General features: G+C 60.3%; 19 protein-coding genes and 2 pseudogenes. 16 read left to right on the top strand and 5 right to left on the bottom strand.

Annotated elements, in window-relative coordinates:
• Positions 1-135: 135 nt before the first annotated feature.
• The 15 genes from nifS (at position 136) to JQK88_RS32160 (ending at position 16,017) form a co-directional block, all read left to right on the top strand.
• On the top strand, positions 136-1,353 hold the full coding sequence (nifS, locus tag JQK88_RS32230) for a cysteine desulfurase NifS (protein WP_192251023.1): 1,218 nt from the start codon (positions 136-138) through the stop codon (positions 1,351-1,353).
• Positions 1,350-2,597, top strand: a complete 1,248-nt coding sequence (gene nifV, locus JQK88_RS32225) for a homocitrate synthase (RefSeq protein WP_203280636.1) — start codon at positions 1,350-1,352, stop codon at positions 2,595-2,597. The genes nifS and nifV overlap by 4 nt, the downstream gene beginning before the upstream one ends.
• Complete coding sequence (nifW, locus tag JQK88_RS32220; RefSeq protein ID WP_203280635.1) at positions 2,581-2,961, top strand: nitrogenase stabilizing/protective protein NifW; 381 nt, start codon at positions 2,581-2,583, stop codon at positions 2,959-2,961. Before nifV ends, nifW begins: the two co-directional genes overlap by 17 nt.
• A gap of 186 nt (positions 2,962-3,147) precedes the next feature.
• Positions 3,148-3,999: an electron transfer flavoprotein subunit beta/FixA family protein gene (locus tag JQK88_RS32215; RefSeq protein ID WP_203280634.1), complete on the top strand. Its 852-nt coding sequence runs from the start codon at positions 3,148-3,150 to the stop codon at positions 3,997-3,999.
• Positions 4,000-4,015: 16 nt separating this feature from the next.
• Complete coding sequence (locus JQK88_RS32210) at positions 4,016-5,125, top strand: electron transfer flavoprotein subunit alpha/FixB family protein (protein ID WP_192250839.1); 1,110 nt, start codon at positions 4,016-4,018, stop codon at positions 5,123-5,125.
• 11 nt (positions 5,126-5,136) lie between these two features.
• Positions 5,137-6,444, top strand: coding sequence for an FAD-binding protein (locus JQK88_RS32205; protein ID WP_203280633.1), 1,308 nt, complete (start codon positions 5,137-5,139; stop codon positions 6,442-6,444).
• Positions 6,445-6,456: 12 nt separating this feature from the next.
• The gene (locus tag JQK88_RS32200; RefSeq protein ID WP_203280632.1) at positions 6,457-6,756 is read left to right on the top strand and encodes a ferredoxin family protein; all 300 of its coding nucleotides are present in this window, start codon (positions 6,457-6,459) and stop codon (positions 6,754-6,756) included.
• A gap of 182 nt (positions 6,757-6,938) precedes the next feature.
• Positions 6,939-8,669 carry a nif-specific transcriptional activator NifA gene (gene nifA / locus JQK88_RS32195; RefSeq protein ID WP_203280631.1) on the top strand — a complete coding sequence of 577 codons (1,731 nt, stop codon included), beginning with the start codon at positions 6,939-6,941 and terminating at the stop codon, positions 8,667-8,669.
• A gap of 236 nt (positions 8,670-8,905) precedes the next feature.
• Entirely contained in the window at positions 8,906-10,387 is a 1,482-nt protein-coding gene (nifB, locus tag JQK88_RS32190) for a nitrogenase cofactor biosynthesis protein NifB (RefSeq protein WP_203280630.1), read from the top strand.
• 32 nt (positions 10,388-10,419) lie between these two features.
• Complete coding sequence (locus JQK88_RS32185; RefSeq protein ID WP_123169544.1) at positions 10,420-10,614, top strand: 4Fe-4S binding protein; 195 nt, start codon at positions 10,420-10,422, stop codon at positions 10,612-10,614.
• 92 nt (positions 10,615-10,706) lie between these two features.
• Positions 10,707-11,027: a nitrogen fixation protein NifZ gene (locus tag JQK88_RS32180; protein ID WP_123169543.1), complete on the top strand. Its 321-nt coding sequence runs from the start codon at positions 10,707-10,709 to the stop codon at positions 11,025-11,027.
• Complete coding sequence (gene nifT, locus JQK88_RS32175) at positions 11,024-11,236, top strand: putative nitrogen fixation protein NifT (protein ID WP_203280629.1); 213 nt, start codon at positions 11,024-11,026, stop codon at positions 11,234-11,236. Before JQK88_RS32180 ends, nifT begins: the two co-directional genes overlap by 4 nt.
• Positions 11,237-11,273: 37 nt before the next feature.
• Positions 11,274-12,197, top strand: coding sequence for an SIR2 family NAD-dependent protein deacylase (locus JQK88_RS32170; protein ID WP_203280628.1), 924 nt, complete (start codon positions 11,274-11,276; stop codon positions 12,195-12,197).
• A 53-nt stretch (positions 12,198-12,250) separates the two neighbouring features.
• Complete coding sequence (locus JQK88_RS32165) at positions 12,251-14,113, top strand: ABC transporter ATP-binding protein (RefSeq protein WP_203280627.1); 1,863 nt, start codon at positions 12,251-12,253, stop codon at positions 14,111-14,113.
• A complete protein-coding gene (locus JQK88_RS32160) occupies positions 14,113-16,017 on the top strand; it encodes an ABC transporter ATP-binding protein (protein WP_203280626.1) in 1,905 nt (634 codons plus the stop codon). The genes JQK88_RS32165 and JQK88_RS32160 overlap by 1 nt, the downstream gene beginning before the upstream one ends.
• A gap of 391 nt (positions 16,018-16,408) precedes the next feature.
• Here the strand turns inward: JQK88_RS32160 and JQK88_RS32155 are convergent, their stop codons facing one another.
• The 5 genes and pseudogenes from JQK88_RS32155 to nifA (JQK88_RS32140) all read right to left on the bottom strand — a co-directional run bounded on the left by JQK88_RS32155 (position 16,409) and on the right by nifA (JQK88_RS32140) (position 21,769).
• Complete coding sequence (locus tag JQK88_RS32155; RefSeq protein ID WP_192250857.1) at positions 16,409-16,972, bottom strand: sugar O-acetyltransferase; 564 nt, start codon at positions 16,970-16,972, stop codon at positions 16,409-16,411.
• A gap of 73 nt (positions 16,973-17,045) precedes the next feature.
• Positions 17,046-17,274: pseudogene (locus tag JQK88_RS36620) on the bottom strand (IS66 family transposase); the annotation flags it as partial.
• A gap of 150 nt (positions 17,275-17,424) precedes the next feature.
• The gene (locus JQK88_RS32150) at positions 17,425-18,453 is read right to left on the bottom strand and encodes an LLM class flavin-dependent oxidoreductase (protein WP_192250860.1); all 1,029 of its coding nucleotides are present in this window, start codon (positions 18,451-18,453) and stop codon (positions 17,425-17,427) included.
• Between the two features lie 87 nt (positions 18,454-18,540).
• Complete coding sequence (hisC, locus tag JQK88_RS32145) at positions 18,541-19,689, bottom strand: histidinol-phosphate transaminase (RefSeq protein WP_192250863.1); 1,149 nt, start codon at positions 19,687-19,689, stop codon at positions 18,541-18,543.
• 253 nt (positions 19,690-19,942) lie between these two features.
• Positions 19,943-21,769, bottom strand: coding sequence for a nif-specific transcriptional activator NifA (gene nifA / locus JQK88_RS32140; RefSeq protein ID WP_203280651.1), 1,827 nt, complete (start codon positions 21,767-21,769; stop codon positions 19,943-19,945).
• Between the two features lie 1,347 nt (positions 21,770-23,116).
• Between nifA (JQK88_RS32140) and JQK88_RS36615 the strand changes: the two are divergent.
• A pseudogene (locus JQK88_RS36615) lies at positions 23,117-23,260 on the top strand (C4-dicarboxylate transporter DctA); the annotation flags it as partial.

Below are 23,260 nucleotides of genomic sequence, written 5' to 3'. Positions count from 1 at the left end.
GCCGGCGGCGACCGGGTCTACGTCAAACCGTAGGCGTCTGCCAGGGCGCCTGCGTCACCAGCAACGGCATGCGCCGGAGGCTCAATGCGACCGGCCTGGCGCTCGCATCCTTCCGGCCAACTGAGGATCGCACACATGAGGACTGTCTATCTCGACAACAACGCGACGACACGGGTCGATCCCGAGGTCGTTCAAGCGATGTTGCCGTTCTTTACGGATCAATTTGGCAACCCTTCGTCGACCCACGGTTTTGGCGCCTCAGTTGGTGCAGCGGTGAGAAAGGCGCGACAGCAGTTGCAAGCGCTGATCGGCGCGGAATTCGACGATGAGATCACCTTCACCTCGGGCGGGACGGAAAGCGACAATGCAGCGATTCTTTCGATGCTCGAGGAGATGCCCAACCGAACAGAAATCGTGACTTCCGCCGTCGAGCATCCGGCCGTGCTGGCGCTGTGCGCGCATCTTGAGAAGACGCGCGGCGTCAAGGTGCACAGGATCCCGGTGGATCGCCATGGCCGGCTCGACGTCGACGCCTACAGGGCCGCCCTTACCCCACATGTGGCAATCGTCTCGATCATGTGGGCGAACAACGAGACTGGTACGATCTTCCCCGTGGCCCAGCTTGCTGAGATGGCCAAGGAAGTTGGCGCCCTTTTCCATACCGATGCCGTGCAGGCGGTCGGCAAGCTTCCGATGGACCTGAAATCGACCGCAATCGACATGCTGTCGCTCTCCGGCCACAAGCTGCATGGCCCGAAAGGGATCGGAGCACTTTATGTAAAGCGTGGAGTGCGTTTCTGCTCGCTGATCAAGGGGGGGCACCAAGAGTACGACCGGCGTGCGGGCACCGAGAACACGCCCGGCATAGTCGGGCTCGGCGTGGCAGCAGAACTCGCCTCGAAATTCATGAACGACGAGACCACACGGGTAAAGTGGCTCCGCGACCGCCTTGAGAACGGGGTTCTCCAGCGCATCCCGAACACCTTCGTCACTGGCGATCCGCTGGAGAGGTTGCCGAACACCGCAAACATCGCCTTCGAATATATCCAAGGCGATGCAATCCCAATTCTCCTCAGCCGCGTGGGCATCGCCTGTTCGGCCGGCTCCGCCTGTAGCTCCGGCTCCCTGGAGCCGAGCCATGTCTTGAGGGCGATGAAAATGCCACATGGGGCAGTCCGCTTTTCCTTCGCGCGCGACAATGGCGAAGCGGATGTCGACCGGGTGCTCGAGGTCATGCCCGCAATCGTGGAGCGGCTGCGTGACGTTCGCAATTCTGGGCCGGGCTCGCTAAGTGCCGAAGAACTTCAATCGGGTCTATGCCCGGGCGCCGAAAGAACCGGGAGTCGCTCATGAACCGTCGGGTCTTTCTCAACGATACGACATTGCGCGACGGCGAGCAGGCACCCGGCGTCGCCTTCACGACGGCGGAAAAGCTGGAGCTCGCAGAGTCTCTTGCCGCAGCCGGCGTCCCAGAGATCGAGATCGGCACGCCGGCCATGGGTGCCGATGAGATCGAAACAATTCGCGCCGTGGTCGCGAGGCGTCTCCCGGTTCGGCTCACCGCCTGGTGCCGGATGAGATCGCAGGATCTCGAGGCGGCAATCGAGAGCGGCGTCACAGCCGTCAATCTGTCGCTGCCTGCGTCGGACATCCAACTCGCCGCCAAGCTCGGCCTCGATCAGACGGCAGCGCTCCAGATCATCGAGCATATGGTCGGGCGCGCAGCCGCCCGCGGCTTTTTCGTTGCAGTGGGCTGCGAGGATGCCTCGCGGGCCGATCCGGATCATCTCGCGCGCGTCATCGAGACGGCCGCGCGCGCCGGCGCAAGCCGCGTCAGGCTGGCTGACACGGTCGGCATTCTCGATCCCTTTTCGGCCTTTGAAATTGTCGCCCGGGTCGCGGCGCAGTCTCCCATAGACCTCGAATTTCATGGCCACAACGATCTCGGCCTCGCTACCGCCAACACGCTGGCCGCCATCCGCGCCGGCGCGCGCCATGCCTCGGTGACCGTCCTCGGGCTCGGCGAGCGCGCCGGCAATGCCGCGCTGGAAGAAGTAGCCACTGCGATGGCCGTCCTCGACGGCGCAGATACCGGCATCGATCTGACCGCGTTGCCCGACCTCGCCGCCCAGGTGGCGCGGGCCGCGCGCTGGACGACAGCAGCCATCAGGCCGGTCGTCGGCGCCGATGTTTTCACCCACGAATCCGGCATTCACGTCGCAGGGCTGCTGAAGGACCAGCGTACCTATCAGGGGCTCGATCCGGCTCTCGTGGGCCGCTGCCGGCGTATCGTCATCGGCAAGCATTCCGGCGCCACGGCGATTGCCCATGTGCTGAGCGAAAGCGGCCGCGATCTCGACCCGGATCTGGCAGCCGCTATGGTGGCCCGCGTCCGCCGCAAGGCGGCCGAGACCAAATCGACCGTCACTGCAACTCAATTGGTCGAGCTCTACGATAAAATGACCAGCGAGCCATGCCTGGCTGGTTCATCCCATTTCATTCCTCCAACCGCGGATTGCGCGCAGGTCGGCCCTGCGACGAACGCACCGACACCACAGTTTTCCGGCCAGGGAGAATGCAATGAATTGTTCCGCTGACAGCCGCCCCATCGATGTCACCGACATCCTCGCACGACTGAGGGGCCTGTCGGCTGCGGAGGAGTTCTTCGCAGTCCTTGGCGTCTCCTATGACCCGAAGGTGCTGAATGTCTCACGGCTTCATATCATGAAGCGCGTGGGCCAATACCTTGCCGAAGAAGATTTCTCCGGTCTGCCCGACCAGGTAATCGCCGCGCGGGTGCGCGCCACGCTGGAACGCGCCTACGAGGACTTCGCGATTTCCTCGCCGCTCACGCACCGGGTCTTCAAGGTGCTCAAAGATCACGATCCGAACAAACCCGCCACGCCGGGCCACGCCTTTGTCCCGTTCGACTCCGTCCTGAAGCGGTTCGGAAAGGAATGAGCGCGACATGGTTGCAACGCGACAATGTCGAGAAGCCGACAAATCCGAACATCACGACGGCGCCCTCAGAAGCAACCAATCGAATTTCCGGAAAAAGGCGCACGCAAAACTAGTTGGCACGAATGATGCGATCAAACAGATGAACTGCCAAGGCCACATCCGGATAGGAGCCTGGAGAAACCGCCAATGCACATCGTAATCTGCATTAAGCAGGTGCCGGACTCGGCACAGATACGGGTCCATCCGGTGACGAACACGATCATGCGCCAGGGTGTGCCGACCATCATCAACCCTTACGACCTATTCGCCCTCGAAGAAGCACTCAGACTGCGCGACGCCTATGGTGGCGAGGTCACCGTGCTCACTATGGGTCCGCCCATGGCAGAGGACGCGTTGCGCAAGGCGCTCGGTTACGGCGCCGACCGCGCCGTGCTCTTGACCGACCGCTATTTTGCCGGCTCCGACACGCTGGCGACCTCCTTCGCTCTTTCCCAGGCAATCGCGAAGGTTGGCAAGACGTTCGGCACGCCAGACATCGTCTTCACCGGCAAGCAGACGATCGATGGCGACACCGCGCAGGTCGGGCCCGGTATAGCCAAGCGCCTTGATCTCTTGCAACTCACGTATGTCGCGAAGATCGCCTCTATCGATCTCGATGCGCGCGAGATCAAGGTCGAGCGCCGCTCCGAAGGCGGCACGCAGATGCTGAAGAGCAGGCTCCCTTGCCTCATCACCATGCTGGAAGGCACAAACGAGATCCGCCGCGGCTCGCTCGAGGACGCCCTGTGCGCCGCGCGCAGTAACGTCTTGAAGTGGAGTGCGGCCGACGCCGGCATTGAGGACCTCACCAGATGCGGCCTGCGCGGCTCGCCGACGGTCGTCAAGCGCGTTTTCGCTCCTGCTGCGCGGGCGGAAAAGGCGGTGCAAATCGACACCGCGGAGAAGGCGTTGCGCGATATCGCTGACGAACTCATCGCCGCAATCTTCACCCGCCAGCCGGCGCTGGAACATGAGCTGGCCTTCAACAGCGGCGCGTGAGGACCAGGAGCAGACAATGTCGACCGTGAACCGAGAAACCCCTCGCCCTGCCGCCGGCCGTGCCGGCATAAAGAAGGAACTGCCCGACCATTTCAAGGACTACCGGCACGTCTGGGTGTTCATCGAGCTCGAACGCGGACAGGTCCATTCGGTATCATTCGAGCTGCTCGGCGAAGGCCGCAAGCTGGCCGACAAGCTTGAGGTCCAGCTTGCTGGCGTCGTGCTCGGGCCGCCGGGAGAGGCCATCGGGAACGCCATTGCCGAAGCCTTCGTTTATGGCGCCGACCTTGTCTACATCGTCGAGGCTCCACTGCTCGCCGACTATCGCAACGAGCCTTTCACCAAGGCGATGACGGATCTGGTCGCTACTCACAAACCCGAAATCCTTCTTCTCGGTGCGACCACACTCGGCAGGGATCTTGCCGGCTCCGTGGCGACGACCTTGCAGACAGGGCTCACGGCCGACTGCACCGAACTCGACGTGGATACCGACGGTTCGCTCGCCGCGACCCGTCCGACTTTCGGCGGCTCCTTGTTATGCACGATCTATACGCTCAACTATCGGCCCCAGATGGCGACGGTGCGACCGAGGGTCATGCCCATGCCGCAGCGGGCGGATAAGCCGGTCGGGCGTGTCATCCAGCACAAGCTGTCGATCACCGAGGACGAGATCGTCACCAAAGTCCTCGGTTTCCTGCCGGATAGCCAGTCGGCAACGGCCAATCTCGCCTATGCCGACGTCGTGGTCGCGGGAGGTCTTGGTCTCGGCGCGGCGGAGAACTTGCAGCTTGTGAAGAACCTCGCGCGAGCGCTCGGCGCCGAATATGGCTGTTCGCGCCCGATGGTCCAGAAGGGCTGGGTGTCGGCTGATCGGCAGATCGGCCAAACTGGCAAGACCATCCGGCCAAAGCTTTACATAGCGGCGGGGATTTCCGGCGCGATCCAGCACCGGGTTGGCGTCGAGGGGGCCGATCTCATCGTTGCCATCAACGCCGACCCGAACGCGCCGATTTTCGATTTCGCCCACCTCGGCATCGTCACCGATGCGATCCGCTTCCTGCCCGCACTGACGGAAGCCTTCACCCGGCGGCTGTCGCCGCACAATCGCGATAAGCTTGCGAGCTAAGGGAGATGGACATGATCGAGGAAAAATTCGACGCCATTGTCATCGGAGCCGGCATGTCCGGGAACGCAGCTGCTTACACAATGGCAAGCCACGGGCTGAAGGTGCTGCAGTTGGAGCGCGGTGAATATCCGGGCTCCAAGAATGTCCAGGGTGCCATCATGTATGCGAACATGCTGGAGAAAATCATCCCGGATTTCCGGGATGACGCACCTCTCGAGCGGCATTTGATTGAACAGCGGCTTTGGGTGATGGACGATACCTCCCACACCGGGATTCACTATCGGTCGGACGACTTCAATGAGGCGAAGCCCAATCGCTATACGATCATCCGTGCCCAGTTCGACAAATGGTTTTCGCGCAAGGTGCGCGAGGCCGGCGCGACGGTTTTGTGCGAGACGACCGTGACCGAACTCGTCCGTGATGCCAAGGGCAAGGTGGTCGGCGTCCGCACGGATCGGGCCGGCGGAGCGATCTTCGCGGACGTGGTCGTGCTCGCAGAGGGCGTCTCCGGACTGCTTGGCACGCGCGCCGGCCTGCGCAAGATGCTGAAGCCGGAAGCCGTGGCGCTCGCTGTCAAGGAAATGCATTTCCTGCCCGAAGAGGTCGTTGAGCAGCGGTTCGGCCTCAAGGGCGATGAAGGCTGCGTGATCGAGGCGGTAGGCACGACCTCCCGCGGCATGGCCGGGCTCGGCTTCCTCTACACCAACAAGGAGTCGATCTCACTGGGCATCGGCTGCCTCGTCTCCGATTTCGCCGCGGTGATGGAGAGCCCTTACGTCCTGCTCGATGCCTTAAAAAACCATCCTTCGATCCGGCCGCTGATCGCTGGCTCGGAGGTGAAAGAATATGCCGCGCATCTCATTCCCGAAGGCGGCTACAAGGCGATTCCGCAGCTCTTCGGCGACGGTTGGGTCGTGGTCGGCGATGCCGCGCAACTGAACAACGCCGTTCACCGCGAGGGTTCGAACCTCGCCATGACCTCCGGCCGCATCGCGGCTGAGGCAATCGTCAAGGTCAAGAGCCGCAACGGTCCTATGACCAAACGCAACCTCGCCCTCTACAAAGCCATGCTGGACAAGTCCTTCGTGGTCAAGGATCTGAGGAAATACAAAGACATGCCGGCCTTGCTCCACACCAATTCCTGCAATTTCTTCACGACCTATCCCCGGTTGATGTCGCAAGCCGCGCAGAACTTCATGCGTGTCGACGGCACACCGAAGATCGAGAAGGAAAAGGCGACCACGGCCGCCTTCATCAAGGCGCGCTCGCGCTGGGGGCTGGTCAGCGACGCGGTCCGCCTGGCATTCGCGTGGCGCTGAGGGGGAGACGAGATGACGATCGCAGTGACGAAGTCACGTGTCGAGGACAAGCTTTACCAGAACCGCTACCTGGTCGATCCTGGCCGTCCGCATATCAAAGTGCGACCGCACGAGAGGCCAAGCGCGAACTTGCTCGCGTTGACCCACGTCTGCCCGGCGAAATGCTATGAGCTGAACGACAAGGGCCAAGTGGAGATCACCCCCGACGGCTGCATGGAGTGCGGCACCTGCCGGATATTGTGCGAGACCAGTGGCGAGATCGCGTGGGACTATCCACGCGGCGGCTTCGGTGTCCTCTTCAAGTTCGGATGACCGGCGCGCGCACCGTTTCAAGAGTGTGAATCGTACTGGACCGAAGTTTCGGCACGTCAGCCGCTGCTAGAATGACCTCTCACATTAGAAAGAAGCTAGTGAATAGTGTGGGTTTCGGAATTCGAATACAGAACGGCGCTTGGGAGGAGCACACCCTGGACGACAACCCCTGAGGTGTTTGCATGGCTCACATACTGCGAAATCGGGTCGATGAAGTAGGACCTCGCAACATCCTGCCCGAACCACGGATCAACTCCATTCACGAAGCGGATATCTCGCTCGGGGGAATCTACGAGATATCGAAGGTCCTGACCGCCGCCACCCGGCTTGAGATCACGATTGCCAATGTCGTGAATACCCTCTCCTCATTTGTGCAAATGCGTCATGGAGCAATCGTCGTCCTGGACGCCGAAGCAGAGCCGGAGATTACCGCAACCGCCGGCAGCGCCCACCCACTTCAATCAGGAATTGGCCGCGTCATACCGCAAGCCGCGATAGACCAGATCGTCGCTACGGGGGTGCCGCTCATCATACAGGATGTCAGCAAGTCCGAACTATTTCAGGCTGACCTTCAACCATCTTCGAGCGGCGGCACCGTCCCAATTGCCTTCATCGGTATCCCGGTAAAGGCTGAGCACGAGATCCTTGGGACATTGTCGATCGACCGTGTCGGTGACGGCGAGACCAGCTCCCGCTGCGACGAGGACGTACGCTTCCTAACCATGGTCGCCAACCTTGTCGGCCGCACCATTCGTCTCCATCACATCCTGAGTATGGATCGTCAGCGGTTCATCGAGGAGCAACGGAGACCGGAGAAATGGCTCGACGAGGAGAGGACCGACCCAGCCCGGCATCGGCATGTCAAAATCGACGGGATCATCGGGGAAAGTCCCGCGCTCAAGCAGGTACTCGAAACCGTCTCGGTCGTGGCAAGGACTAATTCCACCGTGCTTCTGCGGGGCGAAAGCGGCACCGGCAAGGAATTCTTTGCCCAAGCCATCCATAAGCTTTCACCTCGGGGCAAGAAGGCTTTCGTCAAATTGAACTGCGCCGCACTGTCTGAAAGCGTTCTGGAATCAGAGCTGTTTGGGCACGAAAAGGGCGCCTTCACCGGGGCTATCTCCCAACGCGCCGGCCGCTTCGAATTGGCAAATGGCGGAACGCTGCTACTTGACGAAATCGGCGAGATTTCACCTGCCTTTCAAGCCAAGCTGTTGCGCGTCCTGCAGGAAGGTGAACTGGAGCGAGTCGGCGGCACGAGAACGCTTCAGGTCGATGTCCGGCTCATATGCGCCACCAACAAGGATCTCGAGACGGCTGTCGTAAATGGGGAGTTCAGGGCCGACCTATATTACCGCATCAATGTTGTGCCAATCATCCTGCCCCCGCTCAGAGAGCGATCCGGCGATATTCCACGCCTTGCGAACGCCTTCCTCGACCGGTTCAATAAGGAGAACCATCGCGAGCTCGCCTTCGCGCCGTCGGCGCTTGATCTGATCTCGCAATGCTATTTCCCTGGCAACGTCCGCGAGCTGGAAAACTGCGTGCAAAGGACGGCTACACTTGCGCGTTCAAGGACGATCACTCCATCGGATTTCGCCTGCAAGAACAGCCAATGCCTTTCGTCGCTCCTCTGGAAAGGCGTTGCCATCGACGAGCTCTCCCAGCGTGGCACGATGCCGGTTCGGCGTATTGCTGCCCCGGAAGGCGAGATATCGCCCCTCACGGCCGGCGATCCGAACGATCCCGCTTGCCCCGCAATGGGCCCGCATCTGACGGAACGCGACCGCCTGACCGACGCGATGGAGAAGGCCGGCTGGGTTCAGGCCAAGGCGGCTCGTATCCTCGGCCTCACGCCGCGGCAGATCGGCTACGCTCTGCGCCGGCATGGTATCGAGGTGAAGAAATTCTAGGCGTCCCGATGACGTCAAACGTTAGGCCGGAGTAGTCTCCTCACATTCTGCGTGGCCAAGACGCGGTGCCCTTCGCGACCCGGTCGCTTGTGCACTGTCGGAAGCCGGACAAAATTGTGCCGGAGCAAACCGACAGAATCCGACACGGAAAGCCAATTGGTGAACTAAAACCGCCCTTTGAGCTGGCATAGCTCTTGCGCCTTGAACTGCGACGTTACCAGCAACGGAGCCGTTCGATGTCCGCACCGATAATTTCGCTTGAAGGCCTGACCAGCACGACATCCTTCGACCAGTTGCTGGCGACCGCGAAATCCGGTGGCTGCGCCTCTTCAACCTGCGGCTTGTCGGGAAAGCCGGACGACATCGATGGGGCTGTCTGGGAGAAGATCAAGGATCACCCCTGCTTTTCGGAAGAAGCGCATCACTATTTCGCGCGCATGCACGTCGCGGTCGCCCCGGCTTGCAATGTCCAGTGCAACTACTGCAATCGCAAATATGACTGCGCCAACGAAAGTCGGCCAGGGGTCGTTTCGGAAAAGCTGACACCCGACCAGGCGCTACGCAAGGTGATCGCGGTCGCCAACGAGGTGCCGCAGCTTTCCGTGCTTGGCATCGCCGGACCGGGCGATGCCTGTTACGACTGGAAAAAGACAAAGGCAACGTTCGAACGAGTTGCCAGGGAAATCCCCGACATCAAGCTGTGCATCTCCACCAATGGGCTGGCGCTGCCGGACCATGTCGCCGAGCTTGCCGACATGAATGTCGATCACGTGACGATCACCATCAACATGGTCGCCCCTGAAGTCGGCGCAAAGATCTATCCTTGGATCTTTTACGACCATCGCCGCTACGTCGGCATTGAAGCCGCCCGGATCCTGCACGAGCGGCAGATGCTGGGCCTGGAGATGCTGACCGCGCGCGGAATCCTCACCAAAATCAATTCGGTGATGATCCCCGGCGTGAACGACGAGCATCTGATCGAGGTGAACAAATGGGTCAAGGAGCGCGGCGCGTTCCTGCACAACGTCATGCCGCTGATTTCAGACCCTGCGCACGGTACCCACTTCGGCCGGACTGGACAGCGCGGCCCAAATGCAATGGAGATGAAGACCCTTCAGGATCGTCTCGAAGGCGGCGCCAAGTTGATGCGTCACTGCCGGCAGTGTCGGGCCGATGCCGTCGGCCTGCTCGGCGAGGATCGTGGCCAGGAATTCACGCTCGACAGCATTCCCGGCGAGGTCACCTACGATCCCAGCAGGCGCGAAGCCTATCAAGAGGTGGTCGCGCACGAGCGCCGTGATCACGTGGCGGCTACGAGCGAGGCGATCGGAATGGTCAAGGCAGCGGGCTCCGGCAAGTCCCTTCTCGTCGCCGTGGCCACCAGGGGCGGCGGCCGCGTCAACGAACACTTCGGCCATGCGAAGGAACTCCAGGTTTATGAAGCCTCGCCGAGAGGGATCAGCTTCGTCGGGCATCGCAAGGTCGAGCAGTATTGCCTCGGCGGCCGGGGCGAAAACGCCACCCTCGACGGCGTCATCGCTGCGTTGGAAGGCATAGACATCGTGCTATGCGCCAAGATCGGAAATTGCCCTGAGGGTCAGCTCGCGGAAGCTGGAATCCGAGCAATCGACGCCTATGGCCATGACTACATCGAGACCGCAATCAGCGCGCTTTACGCCGCCGAGTTTGGGGTCCAACCACTGGCGGCGACGGCCTGAGCCGTCTCATTTCCATCGAACCAGGAGTTAAAATGGCTTTCAAGATCATCGCATCCCAATGCACCCAATGCGGCGCCTGCGAGTTCGAATGTCCCTCCGTAGCGATCAAGTTCAAGGGCGAGAGCTACGTGATCGATCCGGACAAGTGCACCGAATGCAAGGAGGCCTTCGACACGCAGCAATGCGCCTCGGTATGTCCGGTGTCGGAGACCTGCGTTCCTGCCTGAATTCGGGTACCGACACGGCCGGGCTCGCCTCCGCAGGGCGCCTGGAACTCCTTTGCCGACAACCTGCAGCCTCGAGAAAAGAAGGAACGGCCATGTGGCTGGGACGCGAACAGGAGGTCGAAATCCGCAAGCCTCCACGATTTATGCCGGGTGAGCGGGTCCGTGCCACACGACACATAAAGAATGACGGCACCTATCCTGGCAGGGAGATCGGCGAAAACCTCGTGCGCAAGGGCGACGAGGGTTATGTGCGCGACATTGGCACCTTTCTCCAGCAGTTCTTCATCTATGCGGTCGAATGGGTCGATCGCGGCACGATCGTCGGCATGCGAGCGCGTGAACTTATGAGCCTCGACAAAGTCGAGGCTCCTTGCAGCGCCGACAGCACTGCTAACCGAGGAGCAGCCAGATGAAAGTAATGATCCGCAGGACCGATGCCGGCTTGTCGGCGTATGTGCCCAAGAAGGACCTCGAAGAGCCGATCGTCAAGCTCGAGAACGAAGACTTGTGGGGCGGGATCGTAACGCTCGGAAACGGCTGGCGGTTCGTCCTGCCCGACCTTCCGCGGGATACGCGTCTGCCGATCACCGTCGAGGCCAGGAAGCTTTCTGACGAGGACTGATGCTGCCGGTTGATAAGGGCATCGAGAGGAAACGAGCATGAACACCATCCTGACCTCGGGCCACCTCGTCGTCCTCCAGGACAGTTTTGCCGAAAAGCTGCTTGACCTGCTGAAAGAAGCGCTCGCGGCCGATGCGGTGATCCCCTATCTGGGTCCGGGTCTTCTTGGGTTCAACTCCGCGGAAACGCCTGTACCGCACAGCCCGGAAGCCGTCGCCGCAGCGCTCAACACGCGCGCGCCAGCCCCTTCCAAGATTCGCACCAATATGTGGTCGGTCGCACAGTTCATCGAACAGCGCCGGCATCGCCGGACGCTTCAAGCGTGGATGGCCGAGATATTCGCAGCGCCGGCGGCGCCGACCCTCCTCCACGCCTGGCTCGCAAAGCTGCCGCTCTCCCTCATCATCGACAGCTGGTACGACGGCGCCATGCGAGCCGCCCTCGCAGAGGCCGGCCGAACGGACGTCGTCGAGATACAAGGCGTCACGCGGGCGAACGAATTCGGTGACATCTGGACGAAAACCTATGACTTGGCCGGGAGCGAACTCGAACCCGGATCGGTGGCAAAGACGGTTCTCTATACGCCTCACGGCAGTGTTAGGCCGGCCGCAAATTTCCTCGTAGCAGATTCCGACTATGTCGAAGTCCTGACCGAAATCGACATCCAGACGCCGATCCCTGACGTGGTGAAGGAGCGGCGCACGAACCGTGGCTTTTTCTTCGTTGGCTGCCGCTTCAACGATCAGATGCTGCGCACCTTCGCCAGGCAAATCATGAAACGCTCCGAAGGCCCACGTTGCACGATAATGGATGCGCAAACGCTGACCAGAAACGAAGCCCGTTTCCTTGCGGCAAGCGGAATCACGGTGATCGACATGCCCGTAAGTGAAGCCGTGGCTCGGCTGGTCGGGTCAGGCTCTGCAGCAGATGGTGGCCAGGATCAACATGGAGGACGCCTTTGATGTGAGTCGTCTGGCTTGCTTCAGAAGGCGCAAAATTCAGTCGGAACACACCCGTGAGCAGTGATGCTGTTGGAACGACCTCTCTCAATTCGTCCGCGCGTGTGGAAGCGGCCCGCCTGGGGCGGGGATTGAGCACGCTGCTGCGCATTACGCGCATGAATTTGCGGCACCCGTGGCAGGTCGCCTTCGCCATCGGCTCGACGCTCATAGCGGTAATCCTCCAGCTGCTCATTCCCCAGCTTCTTGGCCGGGCCGTCGACCAGAGCCAGACGGCCATCGGGGGCAGTGTCACGGGGGCCGCGGCAGAACGAGCGCTCTGGATTTCGGCTCTCATGCTGCTCGCCGTCAGCGCGCTGCGCGGCCTCTTCACGATGGCGCAGAACTATTTTGCCGAAGCCGTCGGGCATCAGGTCGCGTACGACCTGCGGCTCGCTTGTTACGACAAGATCCAGCGCCTCAGCTTTTCCTTTCACGACCGGGTGCATTCAGGCGATCTGATCACCCTCGGCATGCTCGATCTCGACGGGGTGCGGATGTATTTTTCCACGGCCCTGGTTCGCGCCCTCCTGCTCACCATGCTGATCGGGATCGGCGCCTACACGATGATCTCAACCGACCCGGTGCTCGGCGTAGCCGCGCTGAGCTTCGTGCCTTTCGTCGCCTGGCGATCGTCGGTCACACAGCTTAGGCTGCGCGCCACCTGGCTCGACCTGCAGGAGCGGCTCTCGGTCCTAAGCCGCGTGATGGAGGAAAATCTCGCAGGCATCCGTGTCGTCCGCGCCTTTTCGGCACAGGCTTATGAGATGCTGAAGTTCGACCGTGCCTCGAAGAACGCGCTCGACCTCGCCCACGACCAGGTCGACGTCTACGTGCCCAACACGTCGGCGATGACCCTGTCCTTCTTTTTCGCCCTGGGGTTGGTCCTTTGGATCGGTTGCAACAAGCTCATCGCCGGCGAGATTAGGGTCGGAACCCTCACGACGTTCCTGGCCTTCATGACGATCCTGCAAATGCCGGTCCGCCAGGTGGGCCTGATGGTCAATGCCTTTGCCCGCGCTTCCACTTGCGGTTCGCGTCTTTTCGGTCTCCTCGACCAGGATATCACGATCAGGGATGCTCCCGGCGCCAGACCGCTCGAGATCAGTGGAGGCACTCTGCGCTTCGACAATGTCTCGTTTGCATATTCCGGCACCGGAAACAGCGCCGTTCTGAAGAATATCACCTTTGAGGCCCGTAGGGGCGAGACGATCGCGATCGTCGGTCCGCCGGGTTCGGGCAAATCGACAATGGCTCACCTGATCCCCCGCTTTTACGACGTAACCGGGGGCACCATCACGCTTGACGGGAAGGACATCCGCGGGGTCACCCTCGCGACGCTTCGCAAGGCGATCGCCGTCGTACAACAGGATGCATTCCTGTTCACCACCACGATCGAGAACAACATCGCTTATGGCGATCCCTGGGCGAAGGAACAGCGGATCGAGCGCGCTAGCGAATCCGCCCAGTTGCACAACTACATCCTCGGCCTCCCAGCAGGCTATGAGACGGTCGTCGGCGAACGCGGCGCCTCTCTCTCTGGCGGCCAGCGCCAGCGTCTCACGATAGCGCGCACCATGATGCTGCGCCCCTCAGTCGTCGTTTTCGACGACTCAACGGCCGCGATCGATGCCGCCACCGAGCAGCGCATCCGCGCGACGATACGACGTCTTGCCAAGGATAGGGTGACGATCATCATCGCCCACCGGCTGAGTTCGCTCATGCACGCCGACCAGATCCTTTTTGTCGACAATGGCGAGATCGTCGAACGCGGCACCCATCAAGAGCTTTTGGCCAAGCGAGGACGCTATAAGGCCCTCTACGATCTCCAGTTGCGCCCGGGTGATGACATCGCGATCGCGTATAGGGGCGCGCCCTGATGGCCAAGGAGCACGCCAGCGAACTCGAGACCGAATCCAATGACGACGGTAGACGCCCCCCGCGCGCGGTCGTCGGCTCCCATCGCATCGAGGAGGAGATGTTCGGCCGGGCTTTCGACAAGAACATCATCCTGCGCATCTGGGCCTTCGTTCGTCCCTACCGCGCCATGGTAGTCATCTCGGTTGCCGCATTGCTGATCTTCATCGGCACGCAGCTTCTCATCCCGCTGATCATCCGCTACGCGATCGACCACGCCATGACTCCCGCAGGCGTTGATCGCTCCGCGCTGCTTACGGCCGCCGGCGCGTTTGCTCTCGCCATTCTGGGCAATTTCGGCGCCTCCTACACGCAGCAAACCGTGGTGGCGAAAATGGCCGTGAACGTCCTCTTCGATATCCGCCGCGCCATGTTTGGCCATCTGCAGAAGGTCTCGCTCTCCTTCATGGACAAGACCGAGGTCGGACGCCTGATGTCCCGCCTTCAAGGCGACGTCAACTCCATCCATGAATTCCTCGAAACCTCAGTCTATTCCGTCGGCGATATTGCGCTTCTGTTCGGCATCGTTTTCGTGATGCTGTGCCTCGACTTTCGCCTCGGCCTCCTGACGCTCTCGGTCTTGCCGGCCCTGTTGATCATCCGCATCGTCTGGTTGCCGCGTGCCCGCGAAGCCTTCATGGCGGCCCGCGAGACCAATTCGGTCGTCAACGGCGCGCTGGCCGAAGCCATTCAGGGCGTGCGCACCGTCCAGTCCATGGACCGCCAGCAGGTGAATTTCATTCTCTATGACGACAAGGCACATGCCGACCTCAGGGCCCACCTGATCGCTGCCAGATATGCACAGGTCATGGTGCCGATCGTCGATGGCCTTACCGGCCTCGCCATGGCCGTCGTCATCGTGGCCGGCGGCTCCATGGTCATGAATGATCGCATCGATGTGGGCGTATTGGTCGCCTACCTATTCTACATCCAGCGCTTCTTTGACCCAATTCGCTCACTCACCCTGCAATATTCGGTCATGCAGCGCGCCATGGCCTCCGGCAGGCGCCTGACCGATGTGCTCGACGTTAAGATCGAGGTCCAGGATAAACCGGATGCCAGGGTGCTTTCGCCGGAAACGGACGGCTCGGTCGAGTTCAGGGACGTCACCTTCGGCTACAATCCCAACCATCCGGTGCTGAGAAATATCTCCTTCCGGGTCAATCCCGGCGAGACGGTCGCCTTGGTCGGGCCGACCGGCTCGGGTAAATCGAGCGCGATGGCCCTCGTCCACCGCTTCTATGATGTTCAACGGGGGCAAGTGCTCATCGGGGGGCATGATGTTCGCGATCTCACTCAGGAATCGCTCGGCCGCCAGGTCGCCATGGTGCTGCAGGAGCCGTTCCTCTTCACCGGGACGGTGTTCGAGAACATTCGCTACTATAAAACGGAAGCCACGCGCGACAAGGTCATCGAGGCCGCCAAGGCGGTCGGCGCCCACGACTTCATCATGAGCCTTGCCAACGGGTATGAAGCCCAACTCGGCGAACGCGGTGGCAACCTATCTCTTGGCCAACGCCAGCTTATCAGTTTCGCCCGCGCTCTCGTTGCCGACGCCAAGATCCTGGTTCTTGACGAGGCCACCGCCAACATCGACAGCTACACGGAAATGCTGATTCAGAACGCTCTGAGAAAACTCCTTGAAGGCCGCACTGGCCTCGTCATTGCCCACCGCCTTGCAACGATCCGCGGCGCCGACCGTATCATCGTACTTCAGAATGGCCAGGTCATTGAGACCGGCAACCACGACAAACTGATGGCCATGGGTGGGCTCTATTCCAAACTCTACAATCTTAACTACGCGTCCTTCGACGACCTTCCCGAAGAGAAACTTGATACCACCGCACTAGCGGGGTCCCGGACCTGATGTCTGGTCGGCCATTGTCTGGGGTGACCGACGAGATCGATGTGGCTGGCGTGCTCGTCGGCGACACGGTCGGCGGGCGCTACAATCGCGCACGGCCGCCCAGCCTGCCTCGCCATCCTCGTCGCGGATGACGCGATGCGTCTGCGAGCTGATCAGCCTCGACAAGAATGCTGTCCATCCCGACACCGAAGCCATGCGCGATATGTCGGCAAAGGATGGAAGGAACGATACGCACCACTTTGCAGGCGGCGCGCGCTTAAGGACCTGGCCTTCCTCGAGGCGGTGTAAGACCCAAGATTATGCCGAATGCAAGTGGAGCGAAACCCGCCCAACCGCCCGCAATTGACGGGTTAATTCGGCATAGCTCGCAGCGCGGCATAAACCGCTAAGTTCAACGACTTTGAACCCCTTTCACCCGAGCCGGACTTCCCACGACTGTTGCCCCTGCGGGAACATCTTGAGTGACCACGCTGCCAGCGCCCACGACCGCATCATCGCCAATCGTGACGCCCGGGAGAATGATTGCTCCACCGCCGATCCACACACGGCTGCCAATGCGGACAGGACGCCCGAACTGCAGCCCACTCTGCCGCTGCTCGGGATCATGCGGATGATCCGCGGTGTAGATCTGCACGGCAGGCCCAATTGCCGTTCCTTGGCCTATCGTCACCTCTACCACGTCAAGGATGACGCAGTTGAAATTGAGGAAGACGTGGGCTCCGAGGCGGATGTTGAAGCCGTAGTCGCAATAGAAGGGCGGACGGATGACTGCTCCGGGCCCAACCTCTCCTAGCCGCTCGGTCAGGAGCGCATGCCACTGCTCGGCGGTTTGGCCCAACGTGTCATTGTACTGCTTCAGCCAAGCCCCGGTGGCCAGCAGGTCAGCTTGGATCTCCGGATCCGCCGCACTGTACGGCTCGCCTGCGAGCATCTTCTCTTTTTGTCGGCGTATCATGGTTCCTCGTCAGATCGTGTCCCGTGGTGTGGTGTAGGAGTGCACGGCGCATTGCCCTTGGCAACGTTTGTTTCTTGGTCTTGCCGCGTCCCGGCTCAAGAAACCGGGGCGGCTGTCTCGTCGGCGACCAGCTTCGTTCGAGCATCGCTGATGCGCCGGACGTAGGTGCCAGGCCGCACTAGCAACCCAGTCGGCAGGTGTCCAGCGGTCGAGGTTCTTCCTTTCCGCTTTTGGATTTGCGCCTGACGATAGAACGGCAAGTGATCGGTGTATGTGGATCCCAGCGCCTGGGCGACGGTTGCCCTTCCGCCCCCTTGCCAAACACCACGCTCGAGCATCCCAATGTCAGATCAATCCCTGCATTATACGCAGGGTCGTCCCCCAGACTGCACGGGAACGTCAGGCGCGCTGCGACAACGCTTTGATCTCCAATCAGACAGCAAATTTCATGGTCAGCCGACTTGAGCCATGATTTCGGATTGGATCGTCGTTGCGGTGTATAGGGAAGCATCTAGCGGCAGATCCCCAAATGCCAGTTGACAAAGAAGGTAATTGGCACCTGCCTCTTCCAACTGACCAAGCAGAGCTTTTCGCACAGAAGCTGCCGATCCTACTACGCACAATTCACTCTCGATTGCTGCATCGAAGGTCAGCGGCAGGTTTGGTGGAGTCGGGATGGCATTGAGGTCGTAAAGGAATTTGAAGCTCTTAAGCCATCGTTCGTAAGCAGGTGCCGCGAGCGAATACGCATCTGCTTCAGAACGCCCAATCACGACCATTCGGAGCAATCCAAGAAATGGTGCTCGATCGTCCGCTTCAGTTTTGTGCTCTGGACCGGCGCGGAAGGCATCAGTAATTCTGCGAACAGAAGAGGAAGGTCCCACGCACGCGATATTTGCGCCATTAGCCGCGGCCCAGCTTGCCGGCTCGGGTCGATTGGTGGCGATCCAGGTCGGCGGATGCGGCCGCTGATGAGGTCTTAGCGTCAAAGGAACGTCATTCAGTTCAAAATGGCGCCCTTGATAAGATAGCGTGCCGCCCTTCATCGCATTAATAAGGATCTCACTGGCTTCCGCATACTGGCTTGGCGCCGCGTCCGCACCAATCCCGAAGTAACCCAATTCGGCGGGGAAAGAGCCGCGTCCTATGCCGAGTTCGAGCCTGCCACCGCTCAATTGGTCAAGCATACAGATCTCTTCGAACGCTCGCAGCGGATGATAAAGGGCAAGTAGCATTACCAACGGGCCGACACGAAGGCACTGGGTGCGCTGGGCGACGCTCGATAAGAACAGATTCGGCGATGGACCTCTCCCATGCGGGGTACAGTGATGCTCCGCCAGATGATATGCATAGAAACCAAGGTGATCGCACGCCTCCGCCAACACCAGGCGATCCGCGTATTGTCGGGCGATATCGCGACCGTCCTCGTCCAGGTGATCGAAGATGCCGAAGGTCGGCGTTGAAGGAAAGGCGTTTCTCACTCGATTTCTCCAAGTTTAAAGCAAGAAGTTCTCTTGCCTGCGATGAGCAAGCAATTAAAAGATATAGAAGGTGTGTGATCGCTCGGATTATCTCCCGCGTAGTGCGGAAGCAGAGCCTGATGCCGCCCAACGTCTGGAGCTTGGCATCTTTAAGCTTCCAGAAATATCTCTCGCGGCTGCAAGAAATACATCCATCTGTTCTTTTGTGCCGATGCTGATGCGGATGTGATTTTGCAAACCTTTATCGGGAAAAAAGGCCACAAGTATCTTTTGCCTTTCCAAGGCTGTTTGCCACCAAGAGCCGTCCTGCCCCGCTGGCACGCGGGCCAACACGAAATTTGCGTGGGATGGTGCTACTGAAAATCCAAGTTGCAACAGCGCCAAGGTCACCCGCTGTCGTTCATGCTTGATGTGTTTGTGGTTCTCTGCATAGGCGGCGCGATGCGCAAGCACGCTGATACCAACCGCATGCCCGATCACATTCATGTTGAAGACGTTCTGGATGTTGCGCAGCCTGCCAATAATTTCGGGGTGACCGAAACCGAAACCGACGCGAACGCCGGCGGCTGCATAGCTTTTCGAAAATGTTCTTAAGACCAGAAGGTTCGAATAGCGATCAATGAGGCGCAGACCATTATCGGGTGCAAAGTCGACGTAGGCCTCGTCCAGGACGATCAAGCGGTCCGATTGTGCCAGGAGGCGTTCGATATCGACCACCGGAACAAACGTTCCTGTCGGATTGTTCGGATTGGCCAACAGAATGAACTTGGCGTCTTTTGCAGGGCCGGAAAACAATTGCTCTATCGGCAAGGAATGAGCTTCGCCCAATCCGATTTCGAGAAATTGAGCGCCCTGCAACATGGCAAGTTTGCGGTTGAACGAAAAGCCTGGCGACATCATCGCCACGCTGTCGCCCGGGGCAAGGAAAGCTCTGTAAATGAGCCCGAGCAGTTCAGACGATCCGTTGCCGGCGATCACCTGATCCTTGGAGACGCCGTAGGCATTGGCGGCTGCTTCCCTCAAGCTGATGTTATCGTCCTCTGGATATAGATACTGCCGTTCGAGGGCCGCAATCGCACTTTGCATTATGATTGTCGGCAACGGAAATGGGTTCTCATTCGTATTTAGTTTGATGCAACTTGCATCCGGCGCTGGTCGGCCAGACGGCGGAGCCTCTAACTGTCTCGCCACTTGCGAAAGTGACGAAAGTACACTTTGCAGTTTTGCATCGGACATATTTTTCTCCATTTCAGTCGCGAAGGGCATCCGGTATCAGCTGATGGTCGAGAGCAACATGGCCGACAAGCCGGCGTCATAGCGCTGCTTCACGCCACCTTTGTCGGGCCGCCGACTGCCGTGAGGTCGGGCGGGGCTGTCCTCCATCGGTCGAATTGGCGCCGACGCGGGGTCTGCATCCCCTCGTCGTCGGGCAAAGGTCCGCCAAACCACCAACGCTCGATTTGTCCCAGCTATTCGCCTCAGTCGTCTTTCACAGACGCTTGATCTCGATGCCGTATTTCCTCAGCACATAGCCAATCTGGCGCGGCGTCAGTCCAAGCAGGCGTGCCGCCTTTGCCTGCACCCAGCCACATCTTTCCATGGCCGCGATGACACCCTCGCGATCGATGATCCTCCCACCATTTAAGTGGCCTGCGCCGGCAGGCACTAGCGGTGGCTGCCCGGTGATCGCTGGCGGGACTGCCACGGCGGCAGAACTGGCGGTCGCAGCCGGCGGTGTGGCCGGATTCACTGGCACCGGCACGATCGGCCCCGGTTGCAGCGCGCTCTTGCCCGATCGGCTCTTCCACAGTGCCGCGGCAAAGCATTGGCCCTGGGAGCAGGAAAAGTCGTTTCTCCCGATTGATGGTCCCGCCGCCATGATCGCTGTCCGGTGCACGCAATTTTCGAGCTCGCGAATGTTGCCGGGAAAATCACAGTTCATCAGTACCTCAATCGCACTCGGATCGAAGGTCAGCGTACGGCCGTTCTCATCGTTGAAATTCTTGAGAAACTCAGCCGCGAGGAGCGGAATATCACTGCGCCTTTCGCGTAACGCCGGCACCAGCAAGGGAACCACGCTGATGCGATAATAGAGGTCGGCGCGGAACTCGTTCCTTGCAACCGCCTCTTCCAGGTTTTTGTTCGTGGCGGCAATGACGCGAACATCGACCTTAATGGTCTGGTTGCCGCCGACGCGCTCGAACTCCTGCTCTTGCAGCACGCGCAGCAACTTTGCCTGGAACGAGGCCGAGATCTCGCCGATCTCGTCCAGGAACAACGTCCCTTTGTCGGCGAGCTCAAAGCGCCCCTTGCGCGAATTGAACGCGCTGGTGAAGGCACCCTTCTCATGACCGAACAATTCGGATTCCAGGACTGTCTCAGGCAGCGCCGCGCAATTGAGCTTGATGAAGGGCCGCTTAGCGCGCGGCGACAACTCGTGAATGGCCTTGGCGATCAGTTCCTTCCCGGTACCGGATTCGCCTCGCAACAGAACCGTAATCTTCGCCTCGGCTACCACCGCGACCTTCTCGAGCAGACCGAGTAGCGCCGGACTGTCGCCAATCATTCCCTTGACGTAAACCTTCTTATGCTGCCGCCGCGCAGGATGCTTGAGCTCGCAAAACTGCTTTTGCAGCCGCTCCTTCTCCGCCATCGGTTGCTCGCGGTCGCACGCGAATGAGCGATGCAACTTCACTGTCTGTCCCACCAGGTTGGCGATCACGGGTAGCAGACGGAGGTTGTAATCGAGCCAAGATCTTGACCCATTGTCCAGCACGCGGTCGATGGTCAGCGTGCCCACGACGTTCGCATCGACGCGAATGGGAACACCGATGAACGACACTCGTATGGCGTCGGAGGCCCCGAGCACGTCCGTGTCGGCGGCACTGAAGGCCGAATGCACCGCTATGTTCTCGGCGACGAGGGGCGTGTCCGTCGTCACAATCTGGTCGATTGCCTTCCGCGGCAGGTACATCCGGCAGCGCTCATCGCAGCTCTCGCTCCAGCCGGCGCCTACGGTGATGTCCAGTTGGCCATCACCGTCGAGGAGAGAGATGATGCCGCACCGCATCTGCACAAACGATCGCAGAAGATCGACGACCTTGGCCAGCGTGACTTCGAGCCGGGAGGGGGCGGTGAGTACTTTCGATATTTCGAAGACCCCGGCAAGCGCACTCTCGTGCGACGGCACAATGGGGACCGCGTTGTTCGTCTCGGGCTTTGAGTTAGCTCTTTTCGCGTCCTGAAGCGATGTGCAGCATGACGGCGTCTCCCCGGCACTTTGTTCGAATTCGCGCGTATTGTCTGAGTCTAGCATGTCATCCTCGATCTCGCGCCGCGAAATCAATGCTCGCGGCATGTGCGCCTGCGACTTCGTCCGGCGTCTAGATGCTCTCGGCAAATTCCATTGTCGCCCGAGCCGTCGTTTTCGGGCACCAGCACGAGCGTCTTCGCCCCGCAGGCCGCCGCCCAATCGGCGAGCTTGCTCGCGCGCGGGAGGCCACGCATTGAAGCGCTGCAAGGCGTTGACAGAGATAATCGAGACGCCGGCTTCGGTGCCGGCGGACCGGACGTCCACCGGCATGCCGCCTGCAATAGGATTGCTGAAAAGATGGTCGCGGATTGGGGTGTGGGGCAAGCCTTGGTCACTGGCAAGCGCAAAAAATGCCCGAACATCAAGTCGGGGCGCCGCCGTGTAGTCCAATGCAAAGCGAGGCGATACCTGGTGCATGGCTTGGCTCTCCTTTTCTGCCGGGCGCAACCGCACGTTGATGCGCAACCGCACGTTGATTCAGCAGACCGGAATGAGGATTGCTAGTCAATCGAGCTTTCTTTCATTTGTGACAGGAAACGCGTCGCCTATGATAGAATGCCCTCAGTGTTATTTGTCGTCGACCAGATAGATGTCCAACAACCCCGCGTCTCCGCGCTGGTTGGTGCGATGACCGTGCAGAGGTGTTGCGTGGCTGTGCTACTCGCCATCACCGTGAAGTGATCGGAAGCCGCGTCCGGAGCCGACGACACCGGTCGGCTCGCTGGCGTTGCTCGCGGCAACCGTCATTGCGTCAATGATGTGGAAGAGGCGATGGCGCGAAGCTTGTCGTAAGCGCCGCTTCCTTGGCAGTGCTTCGGACAACAAGCATCTTTCGAGCCGCACCGTCGCGGGTCAGGCTCACCGGAACCATCTCTGCCTTTCGGCCTCTCCTTTCAAACTGTCGGTTGCCGGGGATGGCAAAAGCACGCTCGCATAATACTACGCTCTGGTGCCGGCACGGCGGCCCGTCGCAAAGACGACAAAACCGAGGGGGCCACCAAGAAGTGTGAGCAAAACCGCACGCCAGAGAGGTCGACCGGCGGCCGATCTGCCAGCGAACATCAAAAGGCGCCCTTGGTTTAATCCCGTCTTCTGCCACCGCATTCTTCAGATCCGACCGTTGGCGACCCTTAGTGTGGAATTCTGCCCGGAGTGAATGCAGCTAGTGCGGAAATCCGCACATGGTCACTGGCGCGAGATGACCGAAACCGGGAAAAGGTGTGATTGCGCAGTCCGCATTTTGGCACGGCACTTGCGACCGACATGGCAGCAGCGTTCGATCGGAGCGTCGCGATGGGAGAAGCCTGGGAAGGGAGGAAGAGCCCGGCCCCTATCCGGTCGGGGAGAGAAATGGTGTTAGCTCCACAAATCCGCAGCGCGGACGCCGCGCCTCGCAAGGCCTTCTACGCCAAGCCCTACGTGCAGGTGCTTGCCGCCATCGCTCTTGGTATCGCACTCGGCTATTTCTATCCGGGGATCGGCGAAAGCGTGAAG

It is taken from the genome of Mesorhizobium caraganae (assembly GCF_016836705.1).
Classification (GTDB): domain Bacteria; phylum Pseudomonadota; class Alphaproteobacteria; order Rhizobiales; family Rhizobiaceae; genus Mesorhizobium; species Mesorhizobium caraganae.
This window is presented reverse-complemented; position numbering and strand designations above follow the sequence as displayed.